25 protein-coding genes are annotated in these 25,127 nt (G+C 61.0%); 15 read left to right on the top strand and 10 right to left on the bottom strand.

Annotated elements, in window-relative coordinates:
- Positions 1-21: 21 nt before the first annotated feature.
- Positions 22-216: a hypothetical protein gene (locus J5J10_RS14205; protein ID WP_208548505.1), complete on the bottom strand. Its 195-nt coding sequence runs from the start codon at positions 214-216 to the stop codon at positions 22-24.
- A 147-nt stretch (positions 217-363) separates the two neighbouring features.
- Between J5J10_RS14205 and hisS the strand changes: the two genes are divergently transcribed.
- Genes hisS through J5J10_RS14185 form a run of 4 tightly spaced genes read left to right on the top strand, consistent with a single transcriptional unit; the run spans position 364 to position 4,334 of the window.
- Complete coding sequence (gene hisS / locus J5J10_RS14200) at positions 364-1,920, top strand: histidine--tRNA ligase (RefSeq protein WP_211930372.1); 1,557 nt, start codon at positions 364-366, stop codon at positions 1,918-1,920.
- Between the two features lies 1 nt (position 1,921).
- Positions 1,922-3,043, top strand: coding sequence for an ATP phosphoribosyltransferase regulatory subunit (locus J5J10_RS14195; protein ID WP_211930371.1), 1,122 nt, complete (start codon positions 1,922-1,924; stop codon positions 3,041-3,043).
- Complete coding sequence (gene hisG, locus J5J10_RS14190; RefSeq protein WP_211930370.1) at positions 3,040-3,735, top strand: ATP phosphoribosyltransferase; 696 nt, start codon at positions 3,040-3,042, stop codon at positions 3,733-3,735. The genes J5J10_RS14195 and hisG overlap by 4 nt, the downstream gene beginning before the upstream one ends.
- Positions 3,735-4,334: a class I SAM-dependent methyltransferase gene (locus J5J10_RS14185; RefSeq protein WP_211930369.1), complete on the top strand. Its 600-nt coding sequence runs from the start codon at positions 3,735-3,737 to the stop codon at positions 4,332-4,334. The genes hisG and J5J10_RS14185 overlap by 1 nt, the downstream gene beginning before the upstream one ends.
- A gap of 33 nt (positions 4,335-4,367) precedes the next feature.
- Here J5J10_RS14185 and J5J10_RS14180 read toward each other — a convergent pair whose 3' ends face one another.
- The 6 genes from J5J10_RS14180 to J5J10_RS14155 all read right to left on the bottom strand — a co-directional run bounded on the left by J5J10_RS14180 (position 4,368) and on the right by J5J10_RS14155 (position 9,449).
- Positions 4,368-5,117, bottom strand: a complete 750-nt coding sequence (locus J5J10_RS14180) for a phytochelatin synthase family protein (protein ID WP_211930368.1) — start codon at positions 5,115-5,117, stop codon at positions 4,368-4,370.
- A gap of 110 nt (positions 5,118-5,227) precedes the next feature.
- Positions 5,228-5,674, bottom strand: coding sequence for a DoxX family protein (locus J5J10_RS14175; RefSeq protein ID WP_211930367.1), 447 nt, complete (start codon positions 5,672-5,674; stop codon positions 5,228-5,230).
- A gap of 142 nt (positions 5,675-5,816) precedes the next feature.
- Positions 5,817-6,263, bottom strand: coding sequence for a hypothetical protein (locus J5J10_RS14170; protein WP_249116744.1), 447 nt, complete (start codon positions 6,261-6,263; stop codon positions 5,817-5,819).
- Positions 6,264-6,919: 656 nt separating this feature from the next.
- The gene (gene groL / locus J5J10_RS14165) at positions 6,920-8,560 is read right to left on the bottom strand and encodes a chaperonin GroEL (RefSeq protein WP_208548512.1); all 1,641 of its coding nucleotides are present in this window, start codon (positions 8,558-8,560) and stop codon (positions 6,920-6,922) included.
- Between the two features lie 62 nt (positions 8,561-8,622).
- Positions 8,623-8,919, bottom strand: a complete 297-nt coding sequence (groES, locus tag J5J10_RS14160; RefSeq protein WP_208548513.1) for a co-chaperone GroES — start codon at positions 8,917-8,919, stop codon at positions 8,623-8,625.
- Between the two features lie 188 nt (positions 8,920-9,107).
- On the bottom strand, positions 9,108-9,449 hold the full coding sequence (locus J5J10_RS14155) for a hypothetical protein (protein WP_208548514.1): 342 nt from the start codon (positions 9,447-9,449) through the stop codon (positions 9,108-9,110).
- A gap of 95 nt (positions 9,450-9,544) precedes the next feature.
- Here J5J10_RS14155 and soxR point away from each other — a divergent pair, with 95 nt between their 5' ends.
- The 7 genes from soxR (at position 9,545) to J5J10_RS14120 (ending at position 17,714) form a co-directional block, all read left to right on the top strand.
- Positions 9,545-9,979 carry a redox-sensitive transcriptional activator SoxR gene (soxR, locus tag J5J10_RS14150; RefSeq protein ID WP_249116743.1) on the top strand — a complete coding sequence of 145 codons (435 nt, stop codon included), beginning with the start codon at positions 9,545-9,547 and terminating at the stop codon, positions 9,977-9,979.
- Positions 9,980-10,065: 86 nt separating this feature from the next.
- Complete coding sequence (locus J5J10_RS14145) at positions 10,066-10,917, top strand: TIGR01459 family HAD-type hydrolase (RefSeq protein ID WP_211930365.1); 852 nt, start codon at positions 10,066-10,068, stop codon at positions 10,915-10,917.
- A gap of 11 nt (positions 10,918-10,928) precedes the next feature.
- A complete protein-coding gene (locus J5J10_RS14140; protein WP_211930364.1) occupies positions 10,929-11,909 on the top strand; it encodes a bifunctional riboflavin kinase/FAD synthetase in 981 nt (326 codons plus the stop codon).
- Positions 11,910-12,026: 117 nt separating this feature from the next.
- A complete protein-coding gene (locus J5J10_RS14135; protein WP_211930363.1) occupies positions 12,027-13,214 on the top strand; it encodes a GGDEF domain-containing protein in 1,188 nt (395 codons plus the stop codon).
- 277 nt (positions 13,215-13,491) lie between these two features.
- Positions 13,492-16,410 carry an isoleucine--tRNA ligase gene (gene ileS / locus J5J10_RS14130; RefSeq protein WP_211930362.1) on the top strand — a complete coding sequence of 973 codons (2,919 nt, stop codon included), beginning with the start codon at positions 13,492-13,494 and terminating at the stop codon, positions 16,408-16,410.
- Positions 16,411-16,540: 130 nt separating this feature from the next.
- Positions 16,541-17,173: a hypothetical protein gene (locus J5J10_RS14125; protein WP_208548520.1), complete on the top strand. Its 633-nt coding sequence runs from the start codon at positions 16,541-16,543 to the stop codon at positions 17,171-17,173.
- A gap of 61 nt (positions 17,174-17,234) precedes the next feature.
- The gene (locus J5J10_RS14120; RefSeq protein WP_211930361.1) at positions 17,235-17,714 is read left to right on the top strand and encodes a GNAT family N-acetyltransferase; all 480 of its coding nucleotides are present in this window, start codon (positions 17,235-17,237) and stop codon (positions 17,712-17,714) included.
- Positions 17,715-17,725: 11 nt separating this feature from the next.
- Here the strand turns inward: J5J10_RS14120 and J5J10_RS14115 are convergent, their stop codons facing one another.
- Positions 17,726-18,040 (bottom strand): hypothetical protein, encoded by a 315-nt coding sequence (locus tag J5J10_RS14115; protein WP_211930360.1) that lies wholly within the window; start codon positions 18,038-18,040, stop codon positions 17,726-17,728.
- Positions 18,037-18,495, bottom strand: coding sequence for a nucleoside deaminase (locus J5J10_RS14110; RefSeq protein WP_211930359.1), 459 nt, complete (start codon positions 18,493-18,495; stop codon positions 18,037-18,039). The genes J5J10_RS14115 and J5J10_RS14110 overlap by 4 nt, the downstream gene beginning before the upstream one ends.
- 70 nt (positions 18,496-18,565) lie before the next feature.
- Between J5J10_RS14110 and J5J10_RS14105 the strand changes: the two genes are divergently transcribed.
- The 3 genes from J5J10_RS14105 to J5J10_RS14095 are packed head-to-tail and all read left to right on the top strand — an operon-like array spanning position 18,566 to position 21,838.
- Entirely contained in the window at positions 18,566-20,359 is a 1,794-nt protein-coding gene (locus J5J10_RS14105; RefSeq protein ID WP_211930358.1) for a pseudouridine synthase, read from the top strand.
- Between the two features lie 6 nt (positions 20,360-20,365).
- The gene (gene rsmD, locus J5J10_RS14100; RefSeq protein ID WP_211930357.1) at positions 20,366-20,926 is read left to right on the top strand and encodes a 16S rRNA (guanine(966)-N(2))-methyltransferase RsmD; all 561 of its coding nucleotides are present in this window, start codon (positions 20,366-20,368) and stop codon (positions 20,924-20,926) included.
- A 39-nt stretch (positions 20,927-20,965) separates the two neighbouring features.
- Positions 20,966-21,838: a patatin-like phospholipase family protein gene (locus J5J10_RS14095; protein ID WP_211930356.1), complete on the top strand. Its 873-nt coding sequence runs from the start codon at positions 20,966-20,968 to the stop codon at positions 21,836-21,838.
- Here the strand turns inward: J5J10_RS14095 and J5J10_RS14090 are convergent.
- Positions 21,835-23,655, bottom strand: a complete 1,821-nt coding sequence (locus tag J5J10_RS14090) for a monovalent cation:proton antiporter-2 (CPA2) family protein (protein ID WP_211930355.1) — start codon at positions 23,653-23,655, stop codon at positions 21,835-21,837. The genes J5J10_RS14095 and J5J10_RS14090 overlap by 4 nt on opposite strands.
- A 124-nt stretch (positions 23,656-23,779) precedes the next feature.
- On the opposite strand from J5J10_RS14090, the gene J5J10_RS14085 reads away from it, so the two are divergent.
- Complete coding sequence (locus tag J5J10_RS14085; RefSeq protein ID WP_211930354.1) at positions 23,780-25,126, top strand: TldD/PmbA family protein; 1,347 nt, start codon at positions 23,780-23,782, stop codon at positions 25,124-25,126.
- Position 25,127: the final 1 nt, after the last annotated feature.

Genomic DNA, 25,127 nt, shown 5'->3' with positions numbered 1-25,127 from the left:
TTTTATGTCTGCAAAAGGCGACTATTGCGTCCGGGCGTCGTTTGGCGCGTCGGGGCTTTCGCCGTCGACAGGCGCGGATGCATCAGGCTCGCGCGCGGCGCGGGTGATCACCATGTCGCTGAGATAGGCTTGGAGGCTGAGGCCCGCGTCGGCCGCCTGCTGCTCGAGCGCGGCGCGCATCTCTTCCGTCATCTCGATCGTCATCTGCTTCTTCAACGGCAGGCCCCCTCGTTTTAGAGGGTGAACATATCACCCGTTTGAAGCCTGTTCCAGCCTTCGCAAGTGTTCCGCCCCTTGCCGCCAAAACCTTGATCCTCTAAGACACCGGCACCTGAAAATCACAAGAAATCCGGTGCCCGCATCATGAGCGACAAGAACAAGAAGCCCCAGAAGCTGAAGGCCCGCCTGCCGCGTGGTTTCGTGGATCGCGAGGCCGCCGATATCAGGGCCGCCGCGGAGATGATGGAGAAGATCCGCGAGGTCTACGAGCGCTACGGCTTCGACCCGATCGAGACCCCGCTTTTCGAATACACCGACGCGCTCGGCAAGTTCCTGCCCGACTCGGACCGCCCGAACGAGGGCGTCTTTTCGCTGCAGGACGACGACGATCAGTGGATGTCGCTGCGCTACGATCTGACCGCCCCCATGGCTCGTCACGTCGCCGAGAATTTCCAGGAAATCCAGCTGCCCTACCGCACCTATCGCGCCGGCTACGTCTTCCGCAACGAAAAGCCAGGCCCCGGCCGCTTCCGCCAGTTCATGCAGTTCGACGCCGATACCGTCGGCGCACCGGGCGTCCAGGCCGATGCCGAAATGTGCATGATGATGGCCGACACGCTGGAAGCGCTTGGCATCAAGCGCGGCGACTATGTGATCCGGGTGAACAACCGCAAGGTTCTCGACGGCGTGATGGAAGCCATCGGGCTGGGTGGAGAGGAGAATGCCGGTCGGCGGCTAGGTGTGCTGCGGGCGATGGATAAGTTCGACAAGTTCGGAATTGAAGGCGTACGTTTGCTGTTGGGCAAAGGTCGAAAGGACGAATCCGGCGACTTCACAAAAGGTGCTGAACTCGATGATGAACAGATTCGAATTGTCACCAATGCGCTGTTTTTTTCACCATCAGAAACAGTCGAAGATGGTGCTATAGTCCATAGTAATCAGCGCGTTCTGGCGTTTCTAGCAGCTAACCAGCGGTCCAATGACTCGCTGCAGCAAGGCTATGACGAACTCTGGTCGATGTCCGAAATGTTCAGATCGGCCGGATATAAGGAAGATCAAATTCGAATTGACGTGTCCGTCGTCCGCGGCCTGGAATACTACACCGGCCCCGTCTACGAAGCCGAACTCACCTTCGACGTCACCAATGAAAAGGGCGAGAAGGTCGTCTTCGGTTCGGTTGGCGGCGGCGGGCGGTATGACGGTCTCGTCTCGCGCTTCATGGGTCAGCCGGTCCCGGCCACGGGCTTCTCGATCGGCGTCTCGCGCCTCATGACGGCCCTGAAGAACCTCGGCAAGCTCGGTCAGGACGACGTGCAGGGTCCGGTCCTCGTCACCGTCATGGATGGCGATGTCGAGAGCATGGGCCGTTACCAGCGTTTCACGCAGGCTCTGCGAGCAGAGGGCATCCGCGCCGAAATGTACCAGGGCAATTGGAAGAAGTTCGGCAACCAGCTGAAATACGCCGACCGCCGTGGCTCGCCGATCGCCATCATTCAGGGCGGCGACGAGCGCGAACAGGGTGTCGTGCAGATCAAGGACCTGATCGAGGGCAAGCGCCTGTCCGGCGAGATCACCGACAATGCCGAATGGCGCGAGGCCCGCGTCGCGCAGGAGGTGGTGTCCGAGGCGGAACTAGTCGCCAAGGTCAGGGAAATCCTCGCCGCCCAGGCGGAAGATCGCCGCCGGGCGAAGGGCGGCTGAAATGCCCCTGACCGACATGCCGGAATTCGCTGGCACCATTTTGCAGGAATTCGGCTCGCGTGGCACCACACGCGTCGACACGCCGGTGATCCAGCCGGCCGCCCCCTTCCTCGACATGGCAGGCGAGGATCTGCGTCGTCGTATCTTCCTCACGGAAAACGAGCGCGGCGACAGCCTCTGCCTGCGCCCGGAATTCACCATCCCCGTCTGTCTTCGCCACATCGAAACAGCGACAGGCACGCCGAAACGATATGCCTATCTCGGCGAGGTTTTCCGTCAGCGACGTGAGGGCTCCAACGAGTTCTATCAGGCAGGCATCGAGGATCTCGGCGATCCCGCCGTTGCTGCCGCTGACGCAAGGGCGATTGCAGATGCGCAGGCAGTGTTGGCGCGCCTCCTTCCAGGCCGTCGTCTGTCGGTAACGCTGGGCGATCAGGGCGTGTTCGAGGCAGTGGTCCACGCGCTCGGCCTGCCGGCAGGCTGGCGCAAGCGGCTCATCCACGCATTCGGCGACGCCGATCATATCGAGCAATTGCTGCTGAAGCTCGCCTCGCCGCAGAATGGCAGCGGACTGGAGCCACAGGTCGCGACCCTTCTTGCAAGCGGTGACGAAAGGGCACTCATTGCCCATATCGATAAAACCATGCAGGAAACCGGCTATTCGACCAATGCCAGCCGCTCACCAACCGAGATCGCCCAGCGCCTGAAGGAGAAGCTGACGCTAGCCGAAACTCGACTAGATGGCGCTGCACTTCTGCTTTTGCGCGAGTTCCTCTCGCTCGAACTGCCGTTGTCGGAAGCATCCGCGGCGCTCTCCGGCTTCGCCGATGCGGCGGGTCTGAGGCTGGGCGACGCGGTGTCGCGCTTCGACGAACGCGTTGCGGCGCTCGCCAATCTCGGCGTCGATCTCGAGGGGGTTGTCTATCGCGCTGCCTTCGGTCGACCTCTCGACTACTACACCGGACTTGTCTTCGAAATCGCGATGGAAGGCCAGAGCGCCATCCTCGCCGGCGGCGGTCGCTTCGATCGCCTGCTGACCTTGCTCGGGGCCGAGACCCACATCCCGGCGGTCGGTTTCTCGCTCTGGCTCGATCGTATCGAGACCGCGAGGAGTGCGCCATGACGATCACCATCGCACTCCCTTCAAAGGGCCGGATGAAGGACGACGCCACGGCTGTCTTCGAAAAGGCCGGCATGAAGATCGCTGCCGTCGGCAATGACCGATCCTATCGCGGTCGCGTCGAAGGCTGGGATGATGTCGAGATCGCCTTTCTTTCAGCGTCTGAGATTTCCCGCGAAATCGGTAATGGCACGGTCGATTTCGGCGTGACGGGGGAAGACCTCGTGCGCGAGGGGCTCGCCGATGCGGATGGTCGAGTGGAGTTCTGCGCCCGCCTCGGCTTCGGTCATGCCGACGTCGTTGTTGCCGTTCCGGAAATCTGGCTCGACGTCGACAGCATGGCCGATTTGGGCGACGTGGCGGCGGATTTCCGAACACGTCATGGCCGCCGCCTGACCATCGCGACGAAATACTGGCGTCTGACGCAGCAGTTCTTCTCCCGCCAGCACGGCATCCAGCTCTACCGCATCGTCGAAAGCCTCGGCGCGACGGAAGGTGCGCCCGCTGCCGGACAGGCGGACATCATCGTCGACATCACCTCCACCGGCTCGACGCTCCGGGCAAACCATCTGAAAATCCTGTCCGATAGCGTCATCCTTCGATCCGAGGCCTGTCTGGTTCGAGCCCGCAAGACGGAGCATGAAGGTGACGCGACGGTGGCGCGGATCGTCAGCGCGGTACAGTCGGTGCTCTGATGGATGAGGCCGAACGGATCGCTGGCCTTTACGAGCGACATGCGGTTGCCTTCGATCGCATAAGAGGCCGGAACCTGTTCGAGAAACAATGGCTCGATCGGTTTGCGGAAGGCCTTTCGACGAATGCTGCGGTGCTCGATATCGGGTGTGGTTCCGGTGAACCGATCGCCGCCGATCTTGTTGCGCGAGGACTGCGTGTCACCGGCATTGACAGCTCGCCGACGCTGATCGACCTTTGCCGCAGCCGGATGCCGGGTTCCGAATGGTTGGTGACTGATATGCGAACGATGGACCTTGGGCGGCGCTTTCAAGGTCTCATCGCCTGGCACAGCTTCTTTCACCTCACGCAGGATGACCAGCGTTCGATGTTTGCCCGCTTTGCCACGCATGCGGCGGCGCGCGCGATGCTGATGTTCACCTCCGGTCCCGCCGACGGCATAGCAATTGGTGAATTCGAGGGTGAACCTCTCTATCACGCGAGCCTGGCGGCGGAAGAATATCGGGCACTTCTGAAAGACAACGGCTTTGTCGTCGTCGATCACGTGGCGAATGATCCTGATTGCGGTGGGGCGACGGTGTGGCTGGCGCAAAGGGTATGAATTTGCCGGTCGCGCCAGCCTTCGGACCTGTCCCTACTTCATCGTGATATGGACCCAGCCGCCTGTTTCACCGGTCAGCACACCCTGGTCGGCCGGAGCAGGGCGCTCGAGAGCCTTGAAGAGAGTCTCGGTCTTCGTCCAGTAAGGCACATACCATTCGCGATCGACATCCATGATCAGAACCCGGTCCGTCGCGGCATCATAGGCACCGATCGGCGACACGTGCGGTCCGTCCCAGTCTCCGGTAACCACACCCTGGTTGAAATAGACCAACACGAGGTCCTTTGCCGATTCCTCGTTCGCGGCCAAGAGCGCGCGGAACGCATCAAGTGTCGCCGTCGTGTCCTTCGTCGGCTGCGCGGCCTCGACCTTCGCATCAATGTTGAATGCTTTCAGACTCTGGGCGGTATCCTCGGTGAGGTCGGCGAAGGTCACTCCATCGCCCTCGTCAGCAGCCTGCTCGGCCCAGCGTTCATCCTTGGTCGCTTCCAGGAGATTGTCCTGGGTCACGAGAGTGTCCTCCGCCATGGCGGGCAGTCCACGAAGTGTGTTCACCGCAATCGTTACCGATGCGAGCGAGCATGCCGACGATGTTTGCTGGTGGATGTAGAACGGGGAAATTGCCCAGTAGTCTGGCGCGGCGGCGGTTTTGAGATAGGCGTGATCGGCCGTGATCGGTGTCGCATCGGCTCCAAGTTTCGGCTTCGGCGGGTCGGCCGCCATGGCAGCGCCATTCGCCGTCAGCAGTGCGATCGACAGGGTTGCTGTTCGTAGGAATGTCATGTCTGCCTCTCCGATCATTTTTGACGAGGCACTATCCCACAAAGGCAAGCGAAAACAAGAAGAGGCCGCCGAAGTTCTCCGGCGGCCTTCCGACAGTTCTTGACGGTGTATCAGGCGATTGCGGAAGCGGCGCCGCGGCGGGCGTCGATCGAGTAGGCGCCGGCACCGATGACGGCGAGAAGAATATAACCGCCGGCGAGGGTGATGTTCTTCATGACCATGATCTGGTTCAGCGTGTTGATCCAGCCGAGCGCGCCTTCCGGCCAGCCTTCGATGGCCACGGTGCCGGTGTGGAAGACGAGACCGGTGAAGACGCAGAAGAGCGCCACCGTCCAGGCGGTGATCCGGGTCTGGAAGCCGACGAGCAGGAAGAGGCCAGCGATCAGTTCATAGAGGCCGGCGAGGTAGGCAAGTGCGGTTTCTGCCGGGAGACCGGCGCCGGCGATCATGCCAGCGGTGCCGGCCGGATCGGCAAGCTTGCCAAAACCGGACATGATGAACATGAAGGAAAGCAGCACGCGGGCAAGAAGAATGAGCGCGTTATTGGTCGAGGACATGTGTTTCTCCTGAAACGATGGAACGGACTTGCTATGCGCAGTGGCCGCAAGATGCGTTTTTTCCATCGTCTCGCATAGATAAACAACGATGCACATTTCGTTCGAGAAACGTGAACAGTAGTCTTGTAATGCTGATGACGTCTTACGCGAGCCGGGCGAGGGCGGCGGCGGAAATCTTGAACTTAGGAAAAAGAAAGACGCCGGCCATGGTGCCGACTTCGGCCTGTTCCTCCAGTCCTGCAGATTCCCCGATGCAGAACACAGGCTGGCGTCGACCATCGCCGTGATGGATTGTCGTGGAGTAGCAGAAGGACGACGAGGTCGTCGCGGCTTGTTCGAAAAGTCCCAGGATGTGTGCCCTGTCCTGGGTTTCATAACACCGCATCATGCTCAGCAGCCCACACTCGGGCCCATCCACACCGTGGAGCGCCTTTGCATATTCGCCAAGGCGGATGACGCCATTGGCAAGGTCGCCGACCCAGCCCTCGGCCATTGAAAATCGATTGATCAGGTCCAGGCCACTCTCATCCGTGGCGTTATGCGATGCGTCGAAGGCTTCATCTACGCTGGACTTGCATATTTTGAACAAGACGATCCCCCAAAAGTCTTAAGCCAAAGCAGGCTTCTCCGGCAGCGCGGAGAATTTTAAGAAGATTGCCGCCAACGGCCCCCCGGGGCAGCAAATTCAGTATCAGTTTTACGCTACTCGACCCCTCGACGATACGATTGCAACCAATCGTCGTCACCGGCCCCGCAATATGTTTCCGTCTGACGCATGTCCGATCGCCGCCGTTGTTTTTTCCATCGGAAGCCCTCGGACATCGAAATATTCCGAACGACATCTAATGCGTTGGCGGGTGATTGAAACTCGGGCAGCGTTATAGTTGCTTTTTCCTCTTCGGCAATTCTTTTTTGCATAGCGACGAGAATGCTCGCCTAAGTCATTGTTTTTGCCGTTTGTGTACCATTTCGTTACAGTTCATTTTTCCACATGTCGCGTTCGACCGTCGGAACTCCCGGCGCCGCTGGCGTGGTGATGGTCGTAGACCCCTGGCCAGGATTCGCGTCCCGCGGATTGCGATCTTCCTTTTTTAGAAACTCTAACATCACCGATATATAAATCAATTGCCGATTGAGCCTCCCCCTCGGGCCTGTTCTTTGCTTTTGGAGTAAAGGCAAAGAAAAGGGCGGTCCGGAGACCGCCCTGCCAAATGAACCGGCTGGTTCAGATATGAGGCATATGCCTCACATCATGTCCATGCCGCCCATGCCGCCCATGCCGCCCGGCATGCCGCCGGCAGCTTCCTTCTTCGGAAGTTCGGCGATCATGGCTTCGGTGGTGATCAGCAGCGAAGCAACCGAGGCTGCGTTCTGCAGGGCGGTACGAACGACCTTGACCGGGTCGACGATACCCATGGCGATCATGTCGCCATATTCCGACGTCTGGGCGTTATAGCCGAAGTTGTCGGTGTTGCTTTCCAGGATCTTGCCGACCACGATCGAAGCTTCGTCACCAGCGTTGGTGGCGATCTGGCGAACCAGCGACTGCAGCGCCTTACGGACGATGTTGATGCCGGCTTCCTGGTCGTCGTTCGCACCCTTGACGGTGATCTTGGTGGACGAGCGCAGCAGAGCCGTGCCGCCGCCGGGAACGATACCTTCCTGAACAGCCGCGCGGGTTGCGTTCAGGGCGTCGTCGATACGGTCCTTGCGTTCCTTGACTTCGATTTCCGTCGAGCCCCCAACGCGGATCACGGCAACGCCGCCTGCGAGCTTGGCAAGACGTTCCTGCAGCTTTTCGCGGTCGTAGTCCGAAGTGGTTTCTTCGATCTGAGCCTTGATCTGGGCAACGCGGCCTTCGATATCCGACTTCTGGCCGGCACCGTCGACGATCGTGGTGTTTTCCTTGGAGATCGAGACCTTCTTGGAACGGCCGAGCATGTCGAGCGTGACATTCTCGAGCTTGATGCCGAGATCTTCGGAGATCACGGTGCCGCCGGTCAGGATCGCGATGTCTTCCAGCATGGCCTTGCGGCGGTCGCCGAAGCCCGGAGCCTTGACGGCAGCGATCTTGAGGCCGCCACGCAGCTTGTTGACGACGAGCGTTGCGAGAGCTTCGCCTTCGACGTCTTCAGCGATGATGACGAGCGGCTTGCCGGTCTGGACGACAGCTTCGAGAACCGGGAGCATGGCCTGAAGGTTCGAAAGCTTCTTCTCGTGCAGCAGGATGTAGGCATCTTCCAGGTCAGCAACCATCTTTTCCGGGTTGGTGACGAAGTAGGGCGACAGGTAGCCGCGGTCGAACTGCATGCCTTCGACGACTTCGAGTTCGGTTTCAGCGGTCTTGGCTTCTTCGACGGTGATAACGCCTTCGTTGCCGACCTTCTGCATGGCTTCCGCGATGTCACGGCCAACCTGCGTGTCGCCGTTTGCCGAGATCGTACCGACCTGGGCGACTTCTTCCGAAGTCGAGATCTTCTTGGCCTTGGCCTGGAGGTCCTTGACGACTTCAGCAACAGCAAGGTCGATACCGCGCTTCAGGTCCATCGGGTTCATGCCGGCGGCAACGGCCTTGTTGCCTTCGCGAACGATGGCCTGGGCAAGAACGGTTGCGGTCGTGGTGCCGTCGCCGGCGATGTCGTTGGTCTTCGAAGCAACTTCGCGGACCATCTGTGCGCCCATGTTCTCGAACTTGTCTTCGAGTTCGATTTCCTTGGCGACCGATACACCGTCCTTGGTGATGCGCGGAGCGCCGAAGGACTTGTCGATGATAACGTTACGACCCTTCGGGCCGAGGGTAACCTTCACGGCGTCAGCGAGGACGTCGACGCCATGCAGCATCTTTTCGCGCGCGGTGCGGCCGAATTTGATTTCTTTAGCAGCCATATTCAAAACTCCCGGAGCTTAGCTCTTTGGTGAATTGTTGATGTGGGATACGGATCGGCAGATCAGCCGATAACGCCCATGATGTCGGATTCCTTCATGATCAGAAGGTCGACGCCATCGAGCTTGACTTCGGTGCCCGACCACTTGCCGAACAGAACGCGGTCGCCGACTTTGACGTCGAGAGCCACCTGCTTGCCGTTTTCGTCGCGGGCACCCGGGCCGACGGCGACGATTTCGCCTTCAGCGGGCTTTTCCTTGGCGGTGTCCGGAATGATGATGCCGCCCTTGGTCTTTTCTTCGGACTCGACGCGCTTTACAACGACGCGGTCGTGCAGGGGGCGGAAGTTGGTGCTTGCCATTGTCTAATCCCTCGATCAAATGACATTGGCGGATCTCAGGGACCCGCGTGATGATGTTAGCACTCGCCATTGAAGAGTGCTAGCGACGTCGATTTAGGGACAGCACCGTGCGGAGTCAAGAACGGCTCCGAAAAAACCGTGAGCCGCACCTGATTGGGTGACTAGAGTGCGCGAGGCTGCGCTGGCGGTCAGAGCGGCATCATCTGAAACACGCCGAAATGCCCAGCTATGCGGTTCTCCGCCAGGAACGCGGCGGGTTCGAATTGGGTGCTCTCGTAGAATGCGTCGACGGCCGCCTTGGCCTGGCGGAGTGATGCCGCGTTTTCCCATTCCACCACCGTCACCACTTCAATTCGATCCTCGACTTCCATGATCGCGACCCTGTTGTAGAGGCAGCCGGACAGAGTGTCGAAATAGCCATGGATGAGCGCGAGACGGTCTGCAAAGGCAGCAAGGCTGTCGCGAGGGCAGTCGAAGCGATCAATGCGGAAAATGCTTGCACTACGAGGAAATACGGAAGCGGCGTTCATGAGGGGTCTCCGGAAGAGTTGTCATTGAATGCCGCAGACGATAGAACCTCAAGTAAACTTGAGATCAAGGGCAAATGATGACGAGTGGTAGGAAAATGACGGACGGGTTTCTGACGGTCGGCGAGGTCGCGTTACGCGCCGGTATCGCCGTATCCGCTCTTCACTTTTACGAGCGGGAGGGTTTGATCGGCAGTTGGCGGACTTCCGGAAACCAGCGCCGCTATCCGCGCGGCGTCCTGCGACGGGTCGCGCTCATCAAGACGGCACAACGGCTCGGAGTGCCTCTCGCCGACGTCCGCGAAGCGCTCGCCACCTTGCCGCAGGACCGCCCGCCGACGGCCGCGGACTGGCGTCGGCTTTCAACCAATTGGCGTAGTAAGCTGGACGAGCGCATCGGCACGCTCGTGGCACTCCGGGATCAACTTGACACTTGCATCGGATGCGGCTGCCTGTCGCTGGATGATTGCCCGTTGCGCAATCCGGATGACAATCTTCGCAAGGAAGGTCCAGGCCCGCGCCTCATGCCCTGATAAGCGCAACGCGGCAAAAGACCTTGCCTTTGGCCTCCGCCTTTGCAATGTGGGCCGCTGACTTCATCGAACCGGGATCGGGGTACATGGCCGCGCGCATCGAAAACCTGAACGCTATCAGCGATCGTTATGACGTCGTGCTCTGCGACGTATGGGGCGTGCTGCACAACGGCGTGGACGCCTTCGCGTCGGCGTCGGACGCCCTTTCCCGCGCCCGGGAGAACGGCTTGACCGTCGTTCTTATCACCAATTCGCCTCGCCCGTCGCCGGGTGTCATCAGCCAGTTGCGGATGATCGGAGTCGCCGATACCGCCTATGACCGGATCGTGACATCGGGAGACGTGACCCGCACGCTGATCGCCGCAGGCCCGAAGAAAATCTTCTTCCTCGGGCCGGACCGGGACCTGTCGCTCCTTGATGGCATCGATGTCGTGCCGACAGACGTGTCGGACGCCGAAGCCATAGTCTGCACCGGATTCTTCGATGACAAAAAGGAAGTTCCGGAAGATTATCACGAGATGCTTGCCGGCTTCTCCGCCAGGAGCATTCCGTTGATCTGCGCCAATCCGGATCTCATCGTTGAGCGTGGTAGCCGAATGATCCCGTGCGCCGGAGCCATCGCCGCCTACTACCAGCAACTGGGTGGAGCGACCCGGATCGCTGGAAAGCCGCACAGCCCGATCTACGAGGCATCGCTCGTGGCGGCCCGCGATGCCCGTGGCGGCGAGGTTGATATGACGCGCGTTGTCGCCATCGGCGACGGTATGCCCACGGACGTGCGTGGCGCTCTCGATTATGGCCTGGACCTGCTCTACATCTCCGGTGGCATTCACGCTGCCGAATACACCGTAAACGGTAAGCCGGACGAGGCGATCCTCAATGCTTGGCTCGAACGCGAGAATGCGACGCCGAAGTACTGGATGCAGCGCCTCGCCTGAGAGAATTCCCGATGACGGTTTTTCATCGCAACGAGAAGAAGGACCTGCTGCCGGACCGCTTGAAAGGCGGTGTGGTCGCCATCGGTAATTTCGACGGCGTACATCGCGGACATCAGAGCGTGCTGGACCGTGCGCTGGAACTTGCCGGAGACCGCGGTGTTCCGGCGCTCGTGCTGACGTTTGAGCCGCATCCTCGCACTGTTTTCCGTCCCGATGCCCCTGTGTTCCGGTTGACGCCGGCGCCACTGAGGGCACGCCTCCTGGAGGCGATGGGTTTCCACTCGGTGATCGAGTATCCCTTCGACATGGAGTTCTCGCAACGCTCTGCCGAGGAGTTCGTGAGGACCATTCTTGTCGATTGGATCGGCGCCAGCGAAGTGGTCACGGGTTTCGATTTTCACTTCGGCAAGGGTAGGGAAGGAGGGCCAGCCTTCCTGATGAACGCGGGGAGCCGCCACGGCTTCGGCGTCACTCTCGTCGATGCGTTCCGGGATGAGGGATCTGAAGTGGTCTCGTCCAGCCGTATCCGCAAACTGCTGTCGGAGGGCGCCGTTTCCGAGGCCGCCGGGCTGCTCGGCTATCGCTTCACTGTCGAGGCGGAGGTCATCAAGGGGCAGCAACTGGGCCGGACCTTGGGCTATCCCACGGCGAACATGGCCCTTGCTGAAGAGTCTGAACTGAGGCCCGGCATCTATGCCGTCCGCTTCCGCCGACAAAACGGAACTCTCCACGACGGCGTTGCGAGCTTCGGCTATCGTCCGACGGTCACCGATCACGGCGCCGCACTGCTTGAGACCTATGTCTTCGATTTCGCAGGAGATCTATACGGTGAACTCTGTTCCGTATCCTTCTTCGGCCACCTGCGGGACGAGCTGAAGTTTGATGGACTGGAGCCCCTCGTCGCTCAGATACGGCAGGACGAAGATGAGGCACGAGCGCTTCTTTCGGGCGTGCGGCCGCTTGGCTCTCTGGATGCCTCCATTTCGTTCTGAATGCTGTTTTTCGAACGAGTTTTGGGCTAGTCCAAACGAGAATACGACTTCATCAATTATTCTGAAACCTGTTGCCTATCTAATGTAACAACACACAATTTAAAATAGAAGTGTTGGATGCTCGATCTCAGTACGGTCTTTCTTTATACCGCGCTGCTTAATCTCGCGGTTGCGATAGCGACAACAGTTGGCTGGCTGAGCAATCATCGTCAGAAGGAGCTGTTGATCTGGTGCCTTGCTGCCTGGTCCATCGTGGTCGGCGGCATGATGATGGCCATGCCGAAGACCGTCGGCTTGCAGGCGATCGAGTATATAGGTGGCATCGTTTATATCTGCATGGCCGGCCTTCTGGCGCTCGGCTTCAAGGAATTCTTCGGACTGCGCTACCGCTGGTGGGAGGCGTTCGTCGTCTCACTAGTGGTGTCCATTTGCCGGGTTGGTCTGAAAGTCATGGATTTTCCGATTTCGGCCCACGTTCCTCTCATTTACCTTGGCACAGCGGCGAATCTGGTGTTCGCGGCGACCGTGATTCACCGGGCGACGCGTGGCAGGAAGCTGCCCTCCAGTCGCCTGGCGGTGGTGGTTTATAGCCTGTTCGCATTTGCCAATGCCGTGGTGGCCGCAATAGCGGCTGTATCTCCATTGCGCATCGAAGATGGTCTTCCGGTAGCGTCCTGGCTCGGCCCGACCAGTATTCTCCTCGCCATCTTCACGTTGAGCGCATTTCTGCTGACGATCGTCTTGAAGCTTGAACGGGTGAGCGAAGACCATCGCAGGCTCGCCGATACCGATTACCTGACGGGTATTCTCAATCGCCGCCGCTTCATGGAGGAGGCGGAACTGCTCTCACGGACAACGGGCGGCGCGATCGCGCTGATCGATATCGATCACTTCAAGCGCATAAACGATACCCACGGCCATGCTGGCGGGGATGATGCGCTGGTTCAGTTTTGCGAACATGTTGTCTCGGCAATGCCGGCGAACGCCGTCTTCGGCAGGTTAGGCGGAGAAGAGTTCGGTCTTTGCCTGCCGCGTCACGACCATGCGGCTGCGACCATCGTTCTCGAACATTTGCGGAGCGCGATCGCCACCCGCGAAATCCGCTCCGGAAAGAGTGCGTTCTACCTTACATTCTCATGCGGCTTTACAGTCATGGATCGCGACGACCGGGCGCTTGACGCCTGGGTGGTTGAAGCGGACCAAAGCCTCTACGTCGCCAAGACGGAGGGCCGCAATCGTGTTGTCGCGACCCCGGTCAATCGTGAGCCGTCGACCCCAACACACGTCTATTCCCGTACGGCCTGACCGCCCGCGAAGCCGTTTCGGGAAACAATAGTGTGCCCTTTGTCGGCCTCCGACATTCTTGTTTCCGACCTCTTCCTTTTCCCCGTAAAACCGCTTAAACAACCGCCACCATGACCCGGGTTTGGCTGCGTATCTCTATTCGAATTATTGGCCCGGCCTTCCGCGCGCTTTGAAAGCTGCCGGAGGGTCCGGGTTTTCGGCGCTTGTCCGGCGCCTCATCAACCGCCAGATTTCCCGATTTTTTCCGGCGCATACGCGCCGCTGCGATGGCTAGATCATGACCGATACCGCTGAAAAAGTAGACTACTCCTCCACTCTCTATCTGCCTGAGACCGACTTCCCGATGCGCGCCGGCTTGCCGCAGAAGGAACCGGAGATGGTCAAGCGCTGGCAGGAAATGGGTCTCTACAAGCGCCTGCGCGCCTCCGCCGCCGGCCGCGAGAAGTTCGTCCTCCACGACGGCCCGCCCTATGCCAACGGCAACATCCATATCGGCCACGCGCTGAACAAGATCCTGAAGGACGTCATCAACCGCTCCTTCCAGATGCGCGGTTTCGACGCCAACTACGTGCCCGGCTGGGACTGCCACGGCCTTCCGATCGAGTGGAAGATCGAGGAGGAGAACTACCGTTCGAAGGGCAAGGAAAAGCCCGACCTCAAGCAGCCGTCAGCCATGATCGAGTTCCGCAAGGAATGCCGCGCCTATGCCGAAAAGTGGATCGGCGTCCAGTCGGAAGAGTTCAAGCGCCTCGGCATCGAGGGCGACTTCGACAATCCCTACACGACGATGAACTTCCACGCCGAAGCCCGCATCGCCGGCGAATTGCTGAAATTTGCCAGTTCTGGCCAGCTTTATCGCGGCTCCAAGCCCGTCATGTGGTCGGTCGTCGAGCGTACCGCGCTGGCCGAAGCGGAAGTCGAGTATCAGGATTATGAGAGCGACACGATCTGGGTGAAATTCCCGGTCACGGAAGGGCCGGCCGATCTGAAGGGCGACTTCGTCGTCATCTGGACGACGACCCCGTGGACCATGCCGGGTAACCGCGCGATCTCGTTCTCCTCGCGCTTCGCCTACGGTCTCTACAAGGTCACGGCGGCTGAAAACGACTTCGGTCCGCAGCCCGGTGAAAAGCTGATCTTCGCCAAGCGGCTCGCCGACGAATGCGCCGCCAAGGCCAAGGTGACCTTTGAATTGGTTCGCGATGTCGAAGGCGATGAACTCGCATCGATCACCTGCGCCCATCCGCTCGCCGCACTCGGCTACGACTTCAAGGTGCCGCTCCTCGACGGCGACCACGTCACCGACGACGCCGGTACCGGTTTCGTGCACACCGCGCCCGGTCACGGTCGTGAGGACTTTGACGCGTGGATGGACAATGCCCGGGCGCTTGAAGCTCGCGGCATCTCGTCCCGCATCCCCTTCACCGTCGACGATGCCGGCTACTACACCAAGGATGCTCCTGGTTTCGGCCCGGATCGCGCAGGAGGTCCGGCGCGCGTCATCGACGACTCGGGCAAGAAGGGCGACGCCAACAAGGTCGTGATCGAAGCCCTGATCGCCGCGAACAACCTGTTCGCTCGCGGCCGCCTGAAGCACACCTACCCGCATTCCTGGCGCTCCAAGAAGCCGGTGATCTTCCGCAACACGCCGCAATGGTTCGTCTACATGGACAAGGACCTCGGCGACGGCTCGACGCTGCGCTCGCGGGCGCTGAACGCCATCGACGAGACCCGCTTCGTGCCGGCCATGGGCCAGAACCGCCTGCGTTCGATGATCGCCGACCGTCCAGACTGGGTTCTGTCGCGTCAGCGCGCCTGGGGTGTGCCGATCTGCGTCTTCGCCGATAGCGATGGCAACGTGCTGAAGGACGAGAAGGTCAATGCCCGCATCCTCGAGGCCTTCGAGGCCGAAGGGGCGGACGCCTGGTTCGCCGAAGGCGCCAAGGAGCGGTTCCTCGGCAACGAGCATGACCCGGCCAAGTGGACCCAGGTCATGGACATCCTCGATGTCTGGTTCGACTCGGGCTCCACCCACGCCTTCACGCTCGAAGACCGACCGGACCTCAAGTGGCCGGCCGACGTCTATCTCGAAGGCTCCGACCAGCATCGCGGCTGGTTCCATTCGTCCCTGCTCGAAAGCTGCGGCACGCGCGGCCGCGCACCTTACAACGCCGTCATCACCCATGGCTTCACCATGGCGGAAGACGGCCGCAAGATGTCGAAGTCGCTCGGCAACCAGGTCTTCCCGCAGGACGTGATGAAGGAGTCGGGCGCCGATATCCTGCGTCTCTGGGTCATGACCACTGACTACTGGGAAGACCAGCGTCTCGGCAAGTCGATCATCCAGACCAATATCGACGCCTATCGCAAGCTCAGGAACACCATCCGCTGGATGCTCGGTACGCTCGCCCACGACAAAGGCGAGGAGATCGACTATGCCGATATGCCCGAGCTCGAAAAGCTGATGCTGCACCGCCTGTCGGAACTCGACGGCCTGGTGCGTGAAGGTTACGACCAGTTCGATTTCAAGAAGATCACCCGCTCTCTGATCGATTTCTCCAACATCGAGCTGTCGGCCTTCTACTTCGACATCCGCAAGGACGCACTCTATTGTGACGCGCCGTCGTCGCTGCGTCGCCGGGCGAGCCTCGCGGTCATCCGCAAGCTGTTCGATTGCCTGGTGACATGGCTCGCGCCGATGCTTCCCTTCACCATGGAAGAGGCCTGGCTGTCGCGTAATCCTGCCGCCGAGTCCGTTCATCTCGAACAGTTCCCGGCCGTTCCCGCCGAATGGCGCAACGACGCGCTGGAAGCGAAGTGGGCCAAGATCCGCGACGTGCGCTATGTGGTCACCGGCGCTCTCGAAATCGAGCGAAAGGACAAGCGCATCGGTTCCTCGCTGGAAGCCGCCCCGGTCGTCCATGTCGCCGATCCGGAACTGCTTGCAGCGCTCAACGGGCAGGACTTCGCCGAGATCTGCATCACCTCCGCTATCACGGTCGTGGGTGACGAAGGTCCGGCGGATGCTTTCCGCCTGCCGGAGGTGGCCAAGGTCTCGGTCGAGCCGAAGCTTGCCGAAGGCAGGAAGTGCGCCCGCTCTTGGCGGATCACCACCGATGTCGGCTCCGATCCCGATTACCCGGATGTGTCGGCGCGCGATGCGGCGGCACTTCGGGAGCTTGCGGCGCAACGTTAAGGAAAAGTCACCGGATGATTTGCGCTTTCGCGGGTCATCCGGTAAATTTGCCTGAAATTGGCCGGAATTTTCCGTCAGGCGGTGGACAAAGGTCGTCTGTACGGCGGGCCGGCAAGGCTGGAAGGTTTTCATGATCAGGGCAGACGCGTTTCGAGTAACCGCTGGTTTGGCGGGCATTTTGCTGGGTTGCGTGGGGCTGACGGGCTGCGTGGGGAGCCCGACCTACGGCACCGACAAGACGGCAATGGAGCAATTGGTCGATGACCTCGGGTCAGCCGTGTCCGTCGGGGCGTCACCGAACAAGAATGCCAACGTCAAATACAATCCACGTCCCGAACTCGTGATGCCGCCGTCTTCGGCGCAGACCGCGCTCGTGGCGCCGCAGCCCTCGGTCGCCAATCGCGAACTGAACCCGGAATGGCTGGAAACGCCGGAAGAAGCGCGCGAACGTCTTCGCAAGGAAGCGGACGAGAACGCCGACAATCCGAATTACAAGTCACCGCTGCTTGAAGGCTACGGCACCAGAGGAACGATGACCGAGAGCCAGAAATGGGAAGCCTTCCGCGAAGCGCGTCAGATCCAGAAGGGCGCCTATCTCGATCAGCGCCGTTTCCTCGCCGACCCGCCGACGCAGTATCGTACGGCGTCGGACCCGGCCGTTCTCGAGGACCTGGGTGAGCCGGAACTCAAGAAGGAGCGGCGCCGCAAGAAGGAAGCCAAGGCCGCGCAGCAGACCAGCCAGTGGTGGATTCCCTTCCAATAAGCTGAATTCCAAAGGTGCTATCATGGGCAGGCCAATGGCCTGCCTTTTTCTTGAGGTGACCATGAATTTTGAGGTGCGCGACGCCACGCCGGCCGATGTAGGCACGATCCTGCGTTTCATCACCGAACTCGCCAACTATGAGAAGGCGGTCGATCAGGTCGAGGCGACGGTGGAGAGCCTGGCCGCCACCCTTTTCGGGCCCGGCGCGGTCACCAGAGCGATGTTGCTGGAGGCCGATGGTGTTCCGGCCGGCTTTGCAGTCTGGTTCTACAGCTATTCGACGTGGCAGGCCAGAAACGGACTCTATCTGGAGGATCTCTACGTCTCGCCCGACTATCGCGGATCTGGTGCCGGCAAACTGCTGCTGCGCCATCTGGCGAAAGTGGCGGTCGAAAGCGGATGCGGACGGTTCGAGTGGAGCGTCCTCGACTGGAACGAGCCGGCGATCCGCGTATACGAGGCGATCGGCGCAGAGCCGCAAACGGAGTGGATACGCTACCGTCTCGCGGGTGACCAACTCCGCGATTTCGCCGCCGGATAGATATGTCTGGCTCAAGACAGGTTTCGGGTCTGTCGTCCGATCAGCGCAATATGCAGAAGGTGTACGACCGGGCCGACCACCGATAAAATCAGCAGCGCGATGTCGCGCTCGGCAAACTCGGTTTCGAGCGCTATCACAAGCAGCATGATGGCCGAGATCAACAGCGGCGTCAGGGAGAGAGCCACCAGCCGCGGCGCGGTCCAGTTGACCCTGCCCGATACGGACCATTGCATCGGCAACCGTCGCATGCCCGGCGCGACGATGAAGTAGGCTGAAGCCGATATCGCTCCCATGCCAAGCACAGCCAGAATGGCGACCAGGATCATCCCACCTCCCTCTTCTCTAGGAAGAATGAGCGAAGCAGTTCCGCTGCCTCGCTTTCGGCCAGCCCAGAATAGACGTCAGGCGCATGGTGGCAAGTCGTCTGGGTATAGAAGCGCCCCCCATTGTCGACACCGCCGCCCTTCGGATCCTCGGCGCCGTAGTAAAGCCGGCGGATACGGGCAAAGGAAATCGCCGCGGCGCACATCGCGCAGGGTTCGAGCGTGACGTAGAGATCGGCGCCTGACAGTCGCTCCTGACCAAGCAGCGCGCTTGCGGCGCGTATGGCCTCGACCTCGGCATGCGCGGTGACGTCGTTCTTCTCCCGTGTCCTGTTTCCGCCTCGCCCGATTATCGTTCCGTCGAGCACCACGACCGCGCCGACCGGCACTTCGCCCCGCTCTGCGGCTGCCTTTGCCTCCGTCAGCGCGGCCTGCATGAACCCGTGCGATTCCGCCATATGACGAATTCCTCTTAACCCCGGCGTCCTGACCTGATAGGAGACGGACAAAGCTCAAGGCAAATATCAAATGACATCCAAAGACAAGCCCAGAAAATCCGCAACCGGGCCATCCGGTCGCGGCGGAAAAGACGCAACACGCAAGCCCGCGCCGGACAAGGCGAAACGGTCGCCAAAGCCCACCGCAATGGCAGCGGCTGCCACTCCTGCCGCCGATGAGGCAAAGCCGGAACGGATATCGAAGCTGTTGGCCCGTGCCGGCGTCGCATCCCGTCGCGACATCGAACGCATGATCATGGACGGCCGCGTGCGGGTTAACGGAAAGGTCCTGGACACGCCGGTGCTCAATGCCACGTTCGCCGATCGCATCGAAGTGGACGGACAGCCGATCCAAGGCATCGAGCGGACGCGTCTCTGGCTTTATCATAAGCCCGCCGGTCTGGTGACCACCAATTCCGATCCGGAAGGTCGTCCGACCGTATTCGAGAACCTGCCGGAAGACTTGCCGCGCGTCATGTCGATTGGCCGCCTCGATATCAACACCGAGGGACTTCTGCTTCTCACCAATGATGGCGGACTGGCGAGGGTGTTGGAACTTCCGACCACCGGCTGGCTCCGGCGCTACCGTGTCCGGGCCCATGGCGAAATCGACCAGGCGGCGCTCGACGCTCTGAAGGATGGCATTGCCGTTGACGGCGTGCTCTATGGATCCATCGACGCTACGCTCGATCGTTCGCAAGGCCGCAACGTCTGGCTCACCATGGGTCTGCGCGAAGGCAAGAACCGCGAGATCAAGAACGTGCTCGGCGCGCTCGGCCTCGATGTAAACCGTCTGATCCGCATCTCTTATGGTCCGTTCCAGCTCGGTGATCTCGGCGAAGGCAAGGTCGTCGAGGTGCGGGGCCGCATGCTGCGCGACCAGCTTGGGCCACGACTGATCGAGGAGGCCAAGGCCAATTTCGAGGCGCCGCTTCACGACCGCAAGGCCGTCGACGCCGAGGATGAGACCGAAAAGCCCGCCAAACGCGCGAAGCCTGCCCGCGAATGGGGGCGTGACGACCGCGAGGCGGCCCGTGACCGTCTCGACACGCGCAAGCCTGAGGGCCCTCGTGGTGACCGGAAGGCCAAGTCCGAAGGCTTCCGTCGCGATGATCGGGACCAAGGACGTGGCGGCGTTGGCGACCGGCCGAAGCGGACGCCCGCGATGAAGAGCCGTACGAGCAATGTCTGGATGGCGCCTGGCGCCCGCCCCGTCGCGGAAAAAAAAGCCGGCGACGAGTCTGCTTCCGCCAAGGCTCCGCGTCGCGAGGCGGCAGGTCCCGGCAAGCGCTATGGACGGGACAAGGACGGAAAGCCGACAAAGGGAATGACGCGCTTCGATCCCGATCGGAAGAGTTTCGATGACCGCGGTCGTCGCGACGAGGGGCCGCGGGTTCAGGTGAGCCGTGCCCGCGACGAGGATGGCGAATGGATCCGCGCCGAGTCGCCCGCCAGCAATCCGCGAGGCGGCGACGACGGCAAACGCGGTTTCGGCGAACGCGGCCCCCGGCGAGATTTCGGCGATCGGCCGGAGCGAGGCGATCGTCCGAAATTCGATCGCGGCGAACGTTCAGGTGCGCCGCGGGGTGATCGGCCGACATTCGATCGAGGCGACCGCCCGGCTGGCGATCGCGCCGATCGTCCGCGTGGAGCCAAGCCGTTCGGGGACAAGCCGAAGGGTGGAAAATCGTTTGGCGGCAAGCCCGCCGGTAAATCCTTCGGCGGCAAGCCGGGTGGCAAGCCTTCCGCAGGCCGTCCCGGCGGCAAGGGACCTGGCGGCAAGCCGTCGGGCGGCGGCCGTGGTCCCGGTCGTGGTCAGAGGTAAACCGCTGTGAGGATAGTCGGCGGTGAGTTTCGTGGCCGTTCCCTGGCCACGCCGAAGTCCAATGCAATCCGACCCACGACGGACCGGGCGCGGGAAAGCCTCTTCAACATCCTGGCGCACGCCTATCCTGAGGTTCTGGACGGCACGCGGATACTCGATCTGTTTGCCGGCACCGGAGCCGTCGGCATCGAGGCTCTCTCAAGAGGGTGCCGCTCAGCCCTGTTCGTGGAAAACAGTGTCGAGGGACGCGGCCTGATCTGGGAAAACATCGATGCCTTGGGCCTGCATGGCCGTGCGAGGATGTTGCGTCGGGACGCGACATCACTCGGGTCGGTCAGTAACATGGAGCCGTTTCATCTCCTCTTTGCCGATCCGCCCTATGGCAAAGGTCTGGGAGAGAAGGCGCTGAAAGCTGCGTTTCAGGGCGGCTGGCTGTTGCCTGACGCCCTTGTTGTTCTGGAAGAAAGCGCGGATGTGAGCGTCATCCTCGATCCGGTTTTCAGGCTGATCGAGGATCGCGATTTCGGCGATACGCGCATGCATTTCTACCGCTACAAGCCGACCTGATGCCGGAGGCCCATCGGGCCCAATGAGAAAGCTCATTCCGTGACCGATAAAGCCACTCCGTCCTCAAGCACAACGCGTGATCCGACGGTGGCTGTTGCGCTCGGTGCGGGCGGTGCCCGCGGCTTCGCCCACATACCCGTCATAGAGGCGCTCGATGAGATGGGCATTCGTCCCGTCTGCATCGCCGGCGCGTCGATGGGAGCCCTGATCGGCGCCGGCATGGCGGCCGGCATGCGCGGCCGCGAAATCCGCGAATATGTTCTCGAGACCGTCGGGAAACGGTCGACGGTCGCCAATCGGCTCTGGAATCTGGGGCCGGGAACCATGCGGGATGCTCTCGGCGGCTTTCGGCTGGGGCAGTTCAACCTGGAACGTATTCTAGCCGCGTTCCTCCCGCCCGAACTGCCCTCCGACTTTTCCGCGCTGCGCATTCCCCTGAAGGTGGTCACTACCGACTATTACGCACAGAGTGAATCCATCCGCGAGGAAGGAGCGCTGCATCCGGCGCTCGCCGCGTCTGCCGCCATACCGGTGCTCTTCATGCCGGTCGAGATCGATGGACGCATCATGATCGATGGAGGCATCTTCAACCCGGTGCCGTATGAACACCTGCGGCCCCTGGCGGACATTGTGATCGCCATCGACGTCGTCGGCGTCCCGGATGGGGAGGGAGTGCCCAATCGCTTCGACAGCCTGTTCGGCACGTCGCAACTGATGATGCAGTCCATGATCGCGCTCAAACTCAAGCTGTCAAAGCCGGATATCTTCCTGCGTCCGCCCGTCAATGCTTTCCGGGTTCTGGATTTCGTCAAGGCACGCCAAGTGCTGGAGGCGGCGGATGGCGTAAAAGATGACCTAAAACGCAGGATCGAGTCCGCGATCGAGACGCGCCTTCGCGATACAAGCGCTTAGCGACCCATCTCCTCGCCCACTGCATCGGGCAGGCGAGCGGCCGACTCCGAGTCGTCGCTTTGCCGTTTCGGCTTGACGAGGGGTTCCGGGCGTACCGGCCTGTTGTGCAGCATGTGGCGTCCCGCAAGAATGCCTTCGGCAGCCTGGATTTGCAGCCGCTCCTCATCGCGGACGCGAATGTCATCCATGATCGATTGTGCTTCGGTCTCGCTCATGCCGAGCGCCTCCAGCGTCTTGCGGCCAAAAAGCAGACCCGATTCCAGCGTTTCGCGTATCTCGTATTCGACGTCCCTAGACCGAAGCGACAGGCTGTGGATGCGGTCGTACGAGCGGACAAAAAGCCGCGCCTCGGGATACTCTTCCTTCAGAAGGTCGACGATCTTATCTGTGGTTTCCTTCTTCTGCGTACAGATCGCGACGATCTTCGCGCGTTCGATGCCGGCGGCGCGCAGCACGTCGAGCCGCGTTCCGTCGCCAAAGTAGATGCGGAAGCCGAAGGAGGCGGCCTGACGAACACGGTCGACGGAATCGTCGATGATCGTCACGTCCCTTCCGCTCGCAAGCAGGATTTGCGCTGCGATCTGACCGAAGCGGGAGAAGCCCACCATGATGACATCGGCATCGGCGCCTTCGAAATCCTCGTCCATCTTCTCAGCCGCGTCTTCCGTTTGAAGACGCCGCGCAAGGATTGCACCGAGCGGCGTCAAGGCCATCGTAAGTGTCACCATCGAGATGAGCATGGAGGCCGTCGCCCCCGATAGCAGTCCGACGGTGGTCGCGGTGGTGAACAGCACGAACCCGAACTCGCCGCCCTGGGGCAGAAGGAAGGCGACGCGGATCGCGTCGTCACGGCTCGATCCGGTGGCGCGGCAGAGCAGATAGAGGACGATCGCCTTCAGGATCATGATGACCAGTACGCCGCCGACGATCAGAAGGAGATTGTCGAGGATCACGTCGATCTGCATCGACATGCCAACTGCCATGAAGAACAGCGCTAGCAGGATCCCGCGGAACGGCTCGATATCCGCTTCAAGCTCGTGGCGATAAGACGACTCCGCGAGCATTACGCCCGACAGGAAAGCGCCCATGGCCATGGAGAGACCGGCGACCTGCATCAGAGTTGCGGAACCTATCACGACGAGCAACGCCGCTGCGATCATCACCTCTCGCGCGCCTGTCCTGGCGATGACGCCGAACATCGGCGTCAGGATGTAGCGACCGGCAACGAGCATAGCCACGATCGCGCCAACGGCGATTGCCGCTTCCTGGTAGAAGGGGGTCTCCGCCCCCTCTGCCTGGCCTCCGAGAAGGCTGACCATTGCAAGCAGCGGGACGATGGCGAGGTCCTGCAGCAGAAGAATGGAAAAGGCTCGCTGGCCATAGCGCGTGTTTCGGTCGCCCTGGTCGTTCAGAAGCTGGAGCGCGAAGGCCGTGGACGAAAGCGCAAGGCCAAAGCCGATGACGAGGCCACCGCGCCAGTCCACCAGTCCCATCAACACCGGAAGGACGGACAGGATCAGCCCGCTGACGACCACCTGTGCCGTGCCAAGGCCGAAGATATCGGCACGCATGTGCCAGAGGCGCGATGGCTTCAGCTCAAGGCCAATGATGAAGAGCAGAAAGACCACACCCAGCTCGGATACGCTGAGGATTTCCCCCGTCTCCGAAATGAGGTGGGCCAGCGGTCCGATGACCACGCCCGCCGCCAGGTATCCGAGTACCGTGCTGAGACCCAACTGCCGAAACAAGGGCGCTGCCACCACCGCTCCGCCGAGCAACAGGAGCGTTTCGGTGAACATGACGTGCGAGGTGCTCATACCTGGTTGTTCCTATTTGGGTGGCAATCCGGGGGAGATGAACCCTTTTTCCGGTATTCGACGCGGGCGGCCTTGATGACCGTTGTATTGCACAATAAATGGTGCCGGAACGAAAGGCCAAGCCATGTCTTCTGAAATCGACTCCGGAAACCTTCTGTCGCGTGCCGAGCAATTGGTCAACCTGGCGCGTGCCGCCGGCGCCGATGCGGCCGATGCGGTCGTTGTCCGGTCGCGGTCGCGGTCGGTATCTGTCCGCCAGGGCAATGTGGAGTCAACGGACTCCGCTGAAAGTGACGACTTCTCGTTACGGGTTTTTGTCGGCAAGAAGGTTGCCAGCGTGTCCGCCAACCCGGGCTTCGATCTCAAGGCCTTGGCAGAACGAGCCGTGGCCATGGCGCGCGTTTCTCCGGAAGATCCGTTCGCGGGACTGGCGGACGAGACCGATCTTGCCCGAATGCCTCTGGATCTTGAACTCTTCGATTCCACGGAGATGTCGAGCGAAGCCTTGACCGAGGCCGCACTTGCCATGGAAGCGGCCGCTCTGGATGTTTCAGGGGTCAGCAAGTCTGCCGGGGCTGGCGCGTCCGCCGGCATGGGTGGGCTCGTGCTGGTCACCTCACACGGCTTCTCCGGCAGCTACAAGGCCTCACGCTTCGGCCGGTCCGTTGGTGTCATCGCGGGCGAAGGCACGAAAATGGAGCGCGACCATGATTTTGATAGTCGTCTCTACGCCGCCGAACTGGATGCGCCCGAACTGATCGGACGTCGCGCCGGTGAACGGGTGGTGCGGCGCCTGAATGCACGTCAGGCGGATACGGGATCGAACATCACGGTCGTCTTCGATCCGCGTGTTGCACGGGGATTTGTCGGACACATAGCGGGCGCCATCAACGGCGCGGCCGTCGCGCGCAAGACTTCCTTCCTTCGCGATCGAATGGGTGAGCAGGTCTTGAAGACGGGCATCAACATCACCGACGAACCGCTGCGTGTTCGTGGCCCCGCCTCTCGCCCCTTTGATGGCGAAGGTGTGCGGGGAGAGCGATTGGTCATGATCGAAGACGGTGTTCTCAAGCATTGGTTCCTCTCCTCCTCCACAGCACGGGAACTTGGCCTGCGCACCAATGGTCGCGGTGCTCGCGGTGGAACGACGGTCTCCCCTTCATCCACGAACCTCGCATTAGAGCCCGGAGATATGTCACCGGAGGATCTGATCCGGTCGATCGGTACTGGCTTCTATGTAACCGAGCTCATCGGGCATGGCGTGGACATGATCACCGGCGAATACAGTCGGGGCGCCAGCGGTTTCTGGATCGAAAACGGCGAGCTGGCGTATCCCGTATCCGAAGTGACGATCGCATCGAACTTGAAGGATATGTTCATGCGATTGACCGTGGCTAATGATATCGATCGTAAGTTCGGTGTGGCCGCTCCCACGATTGCGATCGAAGGGATGACACTGGCCGGCCGCTGAA

The sequence above is a fragment of the Ciceribacter sp. L1K23 genome, from assembly GCF_018122705.1.
Lineage (GTDB): Bacteria > Pseudomonadota > Alphaproteobacteria > Rhizobiales > Rhizobiaceae > Allorhizobium.
This window is presented reverse-complemented; position numbering and strand designations above follow the sequence as displayed.

What these genes read in the sequence shown, in the direction of transcription:
- J5J10_RS14110 (WP_211930359.1), bottom strand. Translation starts at nt 18,495, where the DNA reads ATGGCGGAATCGCACGGGTTCATGCAGGCCGCGCTGACGGAGGCAAAG.
- J5J10_RS14185 (WP_211930369.1), top strand. Translation starts at nt 3,735, where the DNA reads ATGGATGAGGCCGAACGGATCGCTGGCCTTTACGAGCGACATGCGGTT.
- J5J10_RS14135 (WP_211930363.1), top strand. Translation starts at nt 12,027, where the DNA reads ATGCTCGATCTCAGTACGGTCTTTCTTTATACCGCGCTGCTTAATCTC.
- J5J10_RS14175 (WP_211930367.1), bottom strand. Translation starts at nt 5,674, where the DNA reads ATGTCCTCGACCAATAACGCGCTCATTCTTCTTGCCCGCGTGCTGCTT.
- hisS (WP_211930372.1), top strand. Translation starts at nt 364, where the DNA reads ATGAGCGACAAGAACAAGAAGCCCCAGAAGCTGAAGGCCCGCCTGCCG.
- J5J10_RS14120 (WP_211930361.1), top strand. Translation starts at nt 17,235, where the DNA reads ATGAATTTTGAGGTGCGCGACGCCACGCCGGCCGATGTAGGCACGATC.
- groL (WP_208548512.1), bottom strand. Translation starts at nt 8,560, where the DNA reads ATGGCTGCTAAAGAAATCAAATTCGGCCGCACCGCGCGCGAAAAGATG.
- hisG (WP_211930370.1), top strand. Translation starts at nt 3,040, where the DNA reads ATGACGATCACCATCGCACTCCCTTCAAAGGGCCGGATGAAGGACGAC.
- J5J10_RS14145 (WP_211930365.1), top strand. Translation starts at nt 10,066, where the DNA reads ATGGCCGCGCGCATCGAAAACCTGAACGCTATCAGCGATCGTTATGAC.
- J5J10_RS14085 (WP_211930354.1), top strand. Translation starts at nt 23,780, where the DNA reads ATGTCTTCTGAAATCGACTCCGGAAACCTTCTGTCGCGTGCCGAGCAA.
- J5J10_RS14090 (WP_211930355.1), bottom strand. Translation starts at nt 23,655, where the DNA reads ATGAGCACCTCGCACGTCATGTTCACCGAAACGCTCCTGTTGCTCGGC.
- soxR (WP_249116743.1), top strand. Translation starts at nt 9,545, where the DNA reads ATGACGGACGGGTTTCTGACGGTCGGCGAGGTCGCGTTACGCGCCGGT.
- J5J10_RS14115 (WP_211930360.1), bottom strand. Translation starts at nt 18,040, where the DNA reads ATGATCCTGGTCGCCATTCTGGCTGTGCTTGGCATGGGAGCGATATCG.
- ileS (WP_211930362.1), top strand. Translation starts at nt 13,492, where the DNA reads ATGACCGATACCGCTGAAAAAGTAGACTACTCCTCCACTCTCTATCTG.
- groES (WP_208548513.1), bottom strand. Translation starts at nt 8,919, where the DNA reads ATGGCAAGCACCAACTTCCGCCCCCTGCACGACCGCGTCGTTGTAAAG.
- J5J10_RS14140 (WP_211930364.1), top strand. Translation starts at nt 10,929, where the DNA reads ATGACGGTTTTTCATCGCAACGAGAAGAAGGACCTGCTGCCGGACCGC.
- J5J10_RS14105 (WP_211930358.1), top strand. Translation starts at nt 18,566, where the DNA reads ATGACATCCAAAGACAAGCCCAGAAAATCCGCAACCGGGCCATCCGGT.
- J5J10_RS14195 (WP_211930371.1), top strand. Translation starts at nt 1,922, where the DNA reads ATGCCCCTGACCGACATGCCGGAATTCGCTGGCACCATTTTGCAGGAA.
- J5J10_RS14180 (WP_211930368.1), bottom strand. Translation starts at nt 5,117, where the DNA reads ATGACATTCCTACGAACAGCAACCCTGTCGATCGCACTGCTGACGGCG.
- J5J10_RS14125 (WP_208548520.1), top strand. Translation starts at nt 16,541, where the DNA reads ATGATCAGGGCAGACGCGTTTCGAGTAACCGCTGGTTTGGCGGGCATT.
- J5J10_RS14155 (WP_208548514.1), bottom strand. Translation starts at nt 9,449, where the DNA reads ATGAACGCCGCTTCCGTATTTCCTCGTAGTGCAAGCATTTTCCGCATT.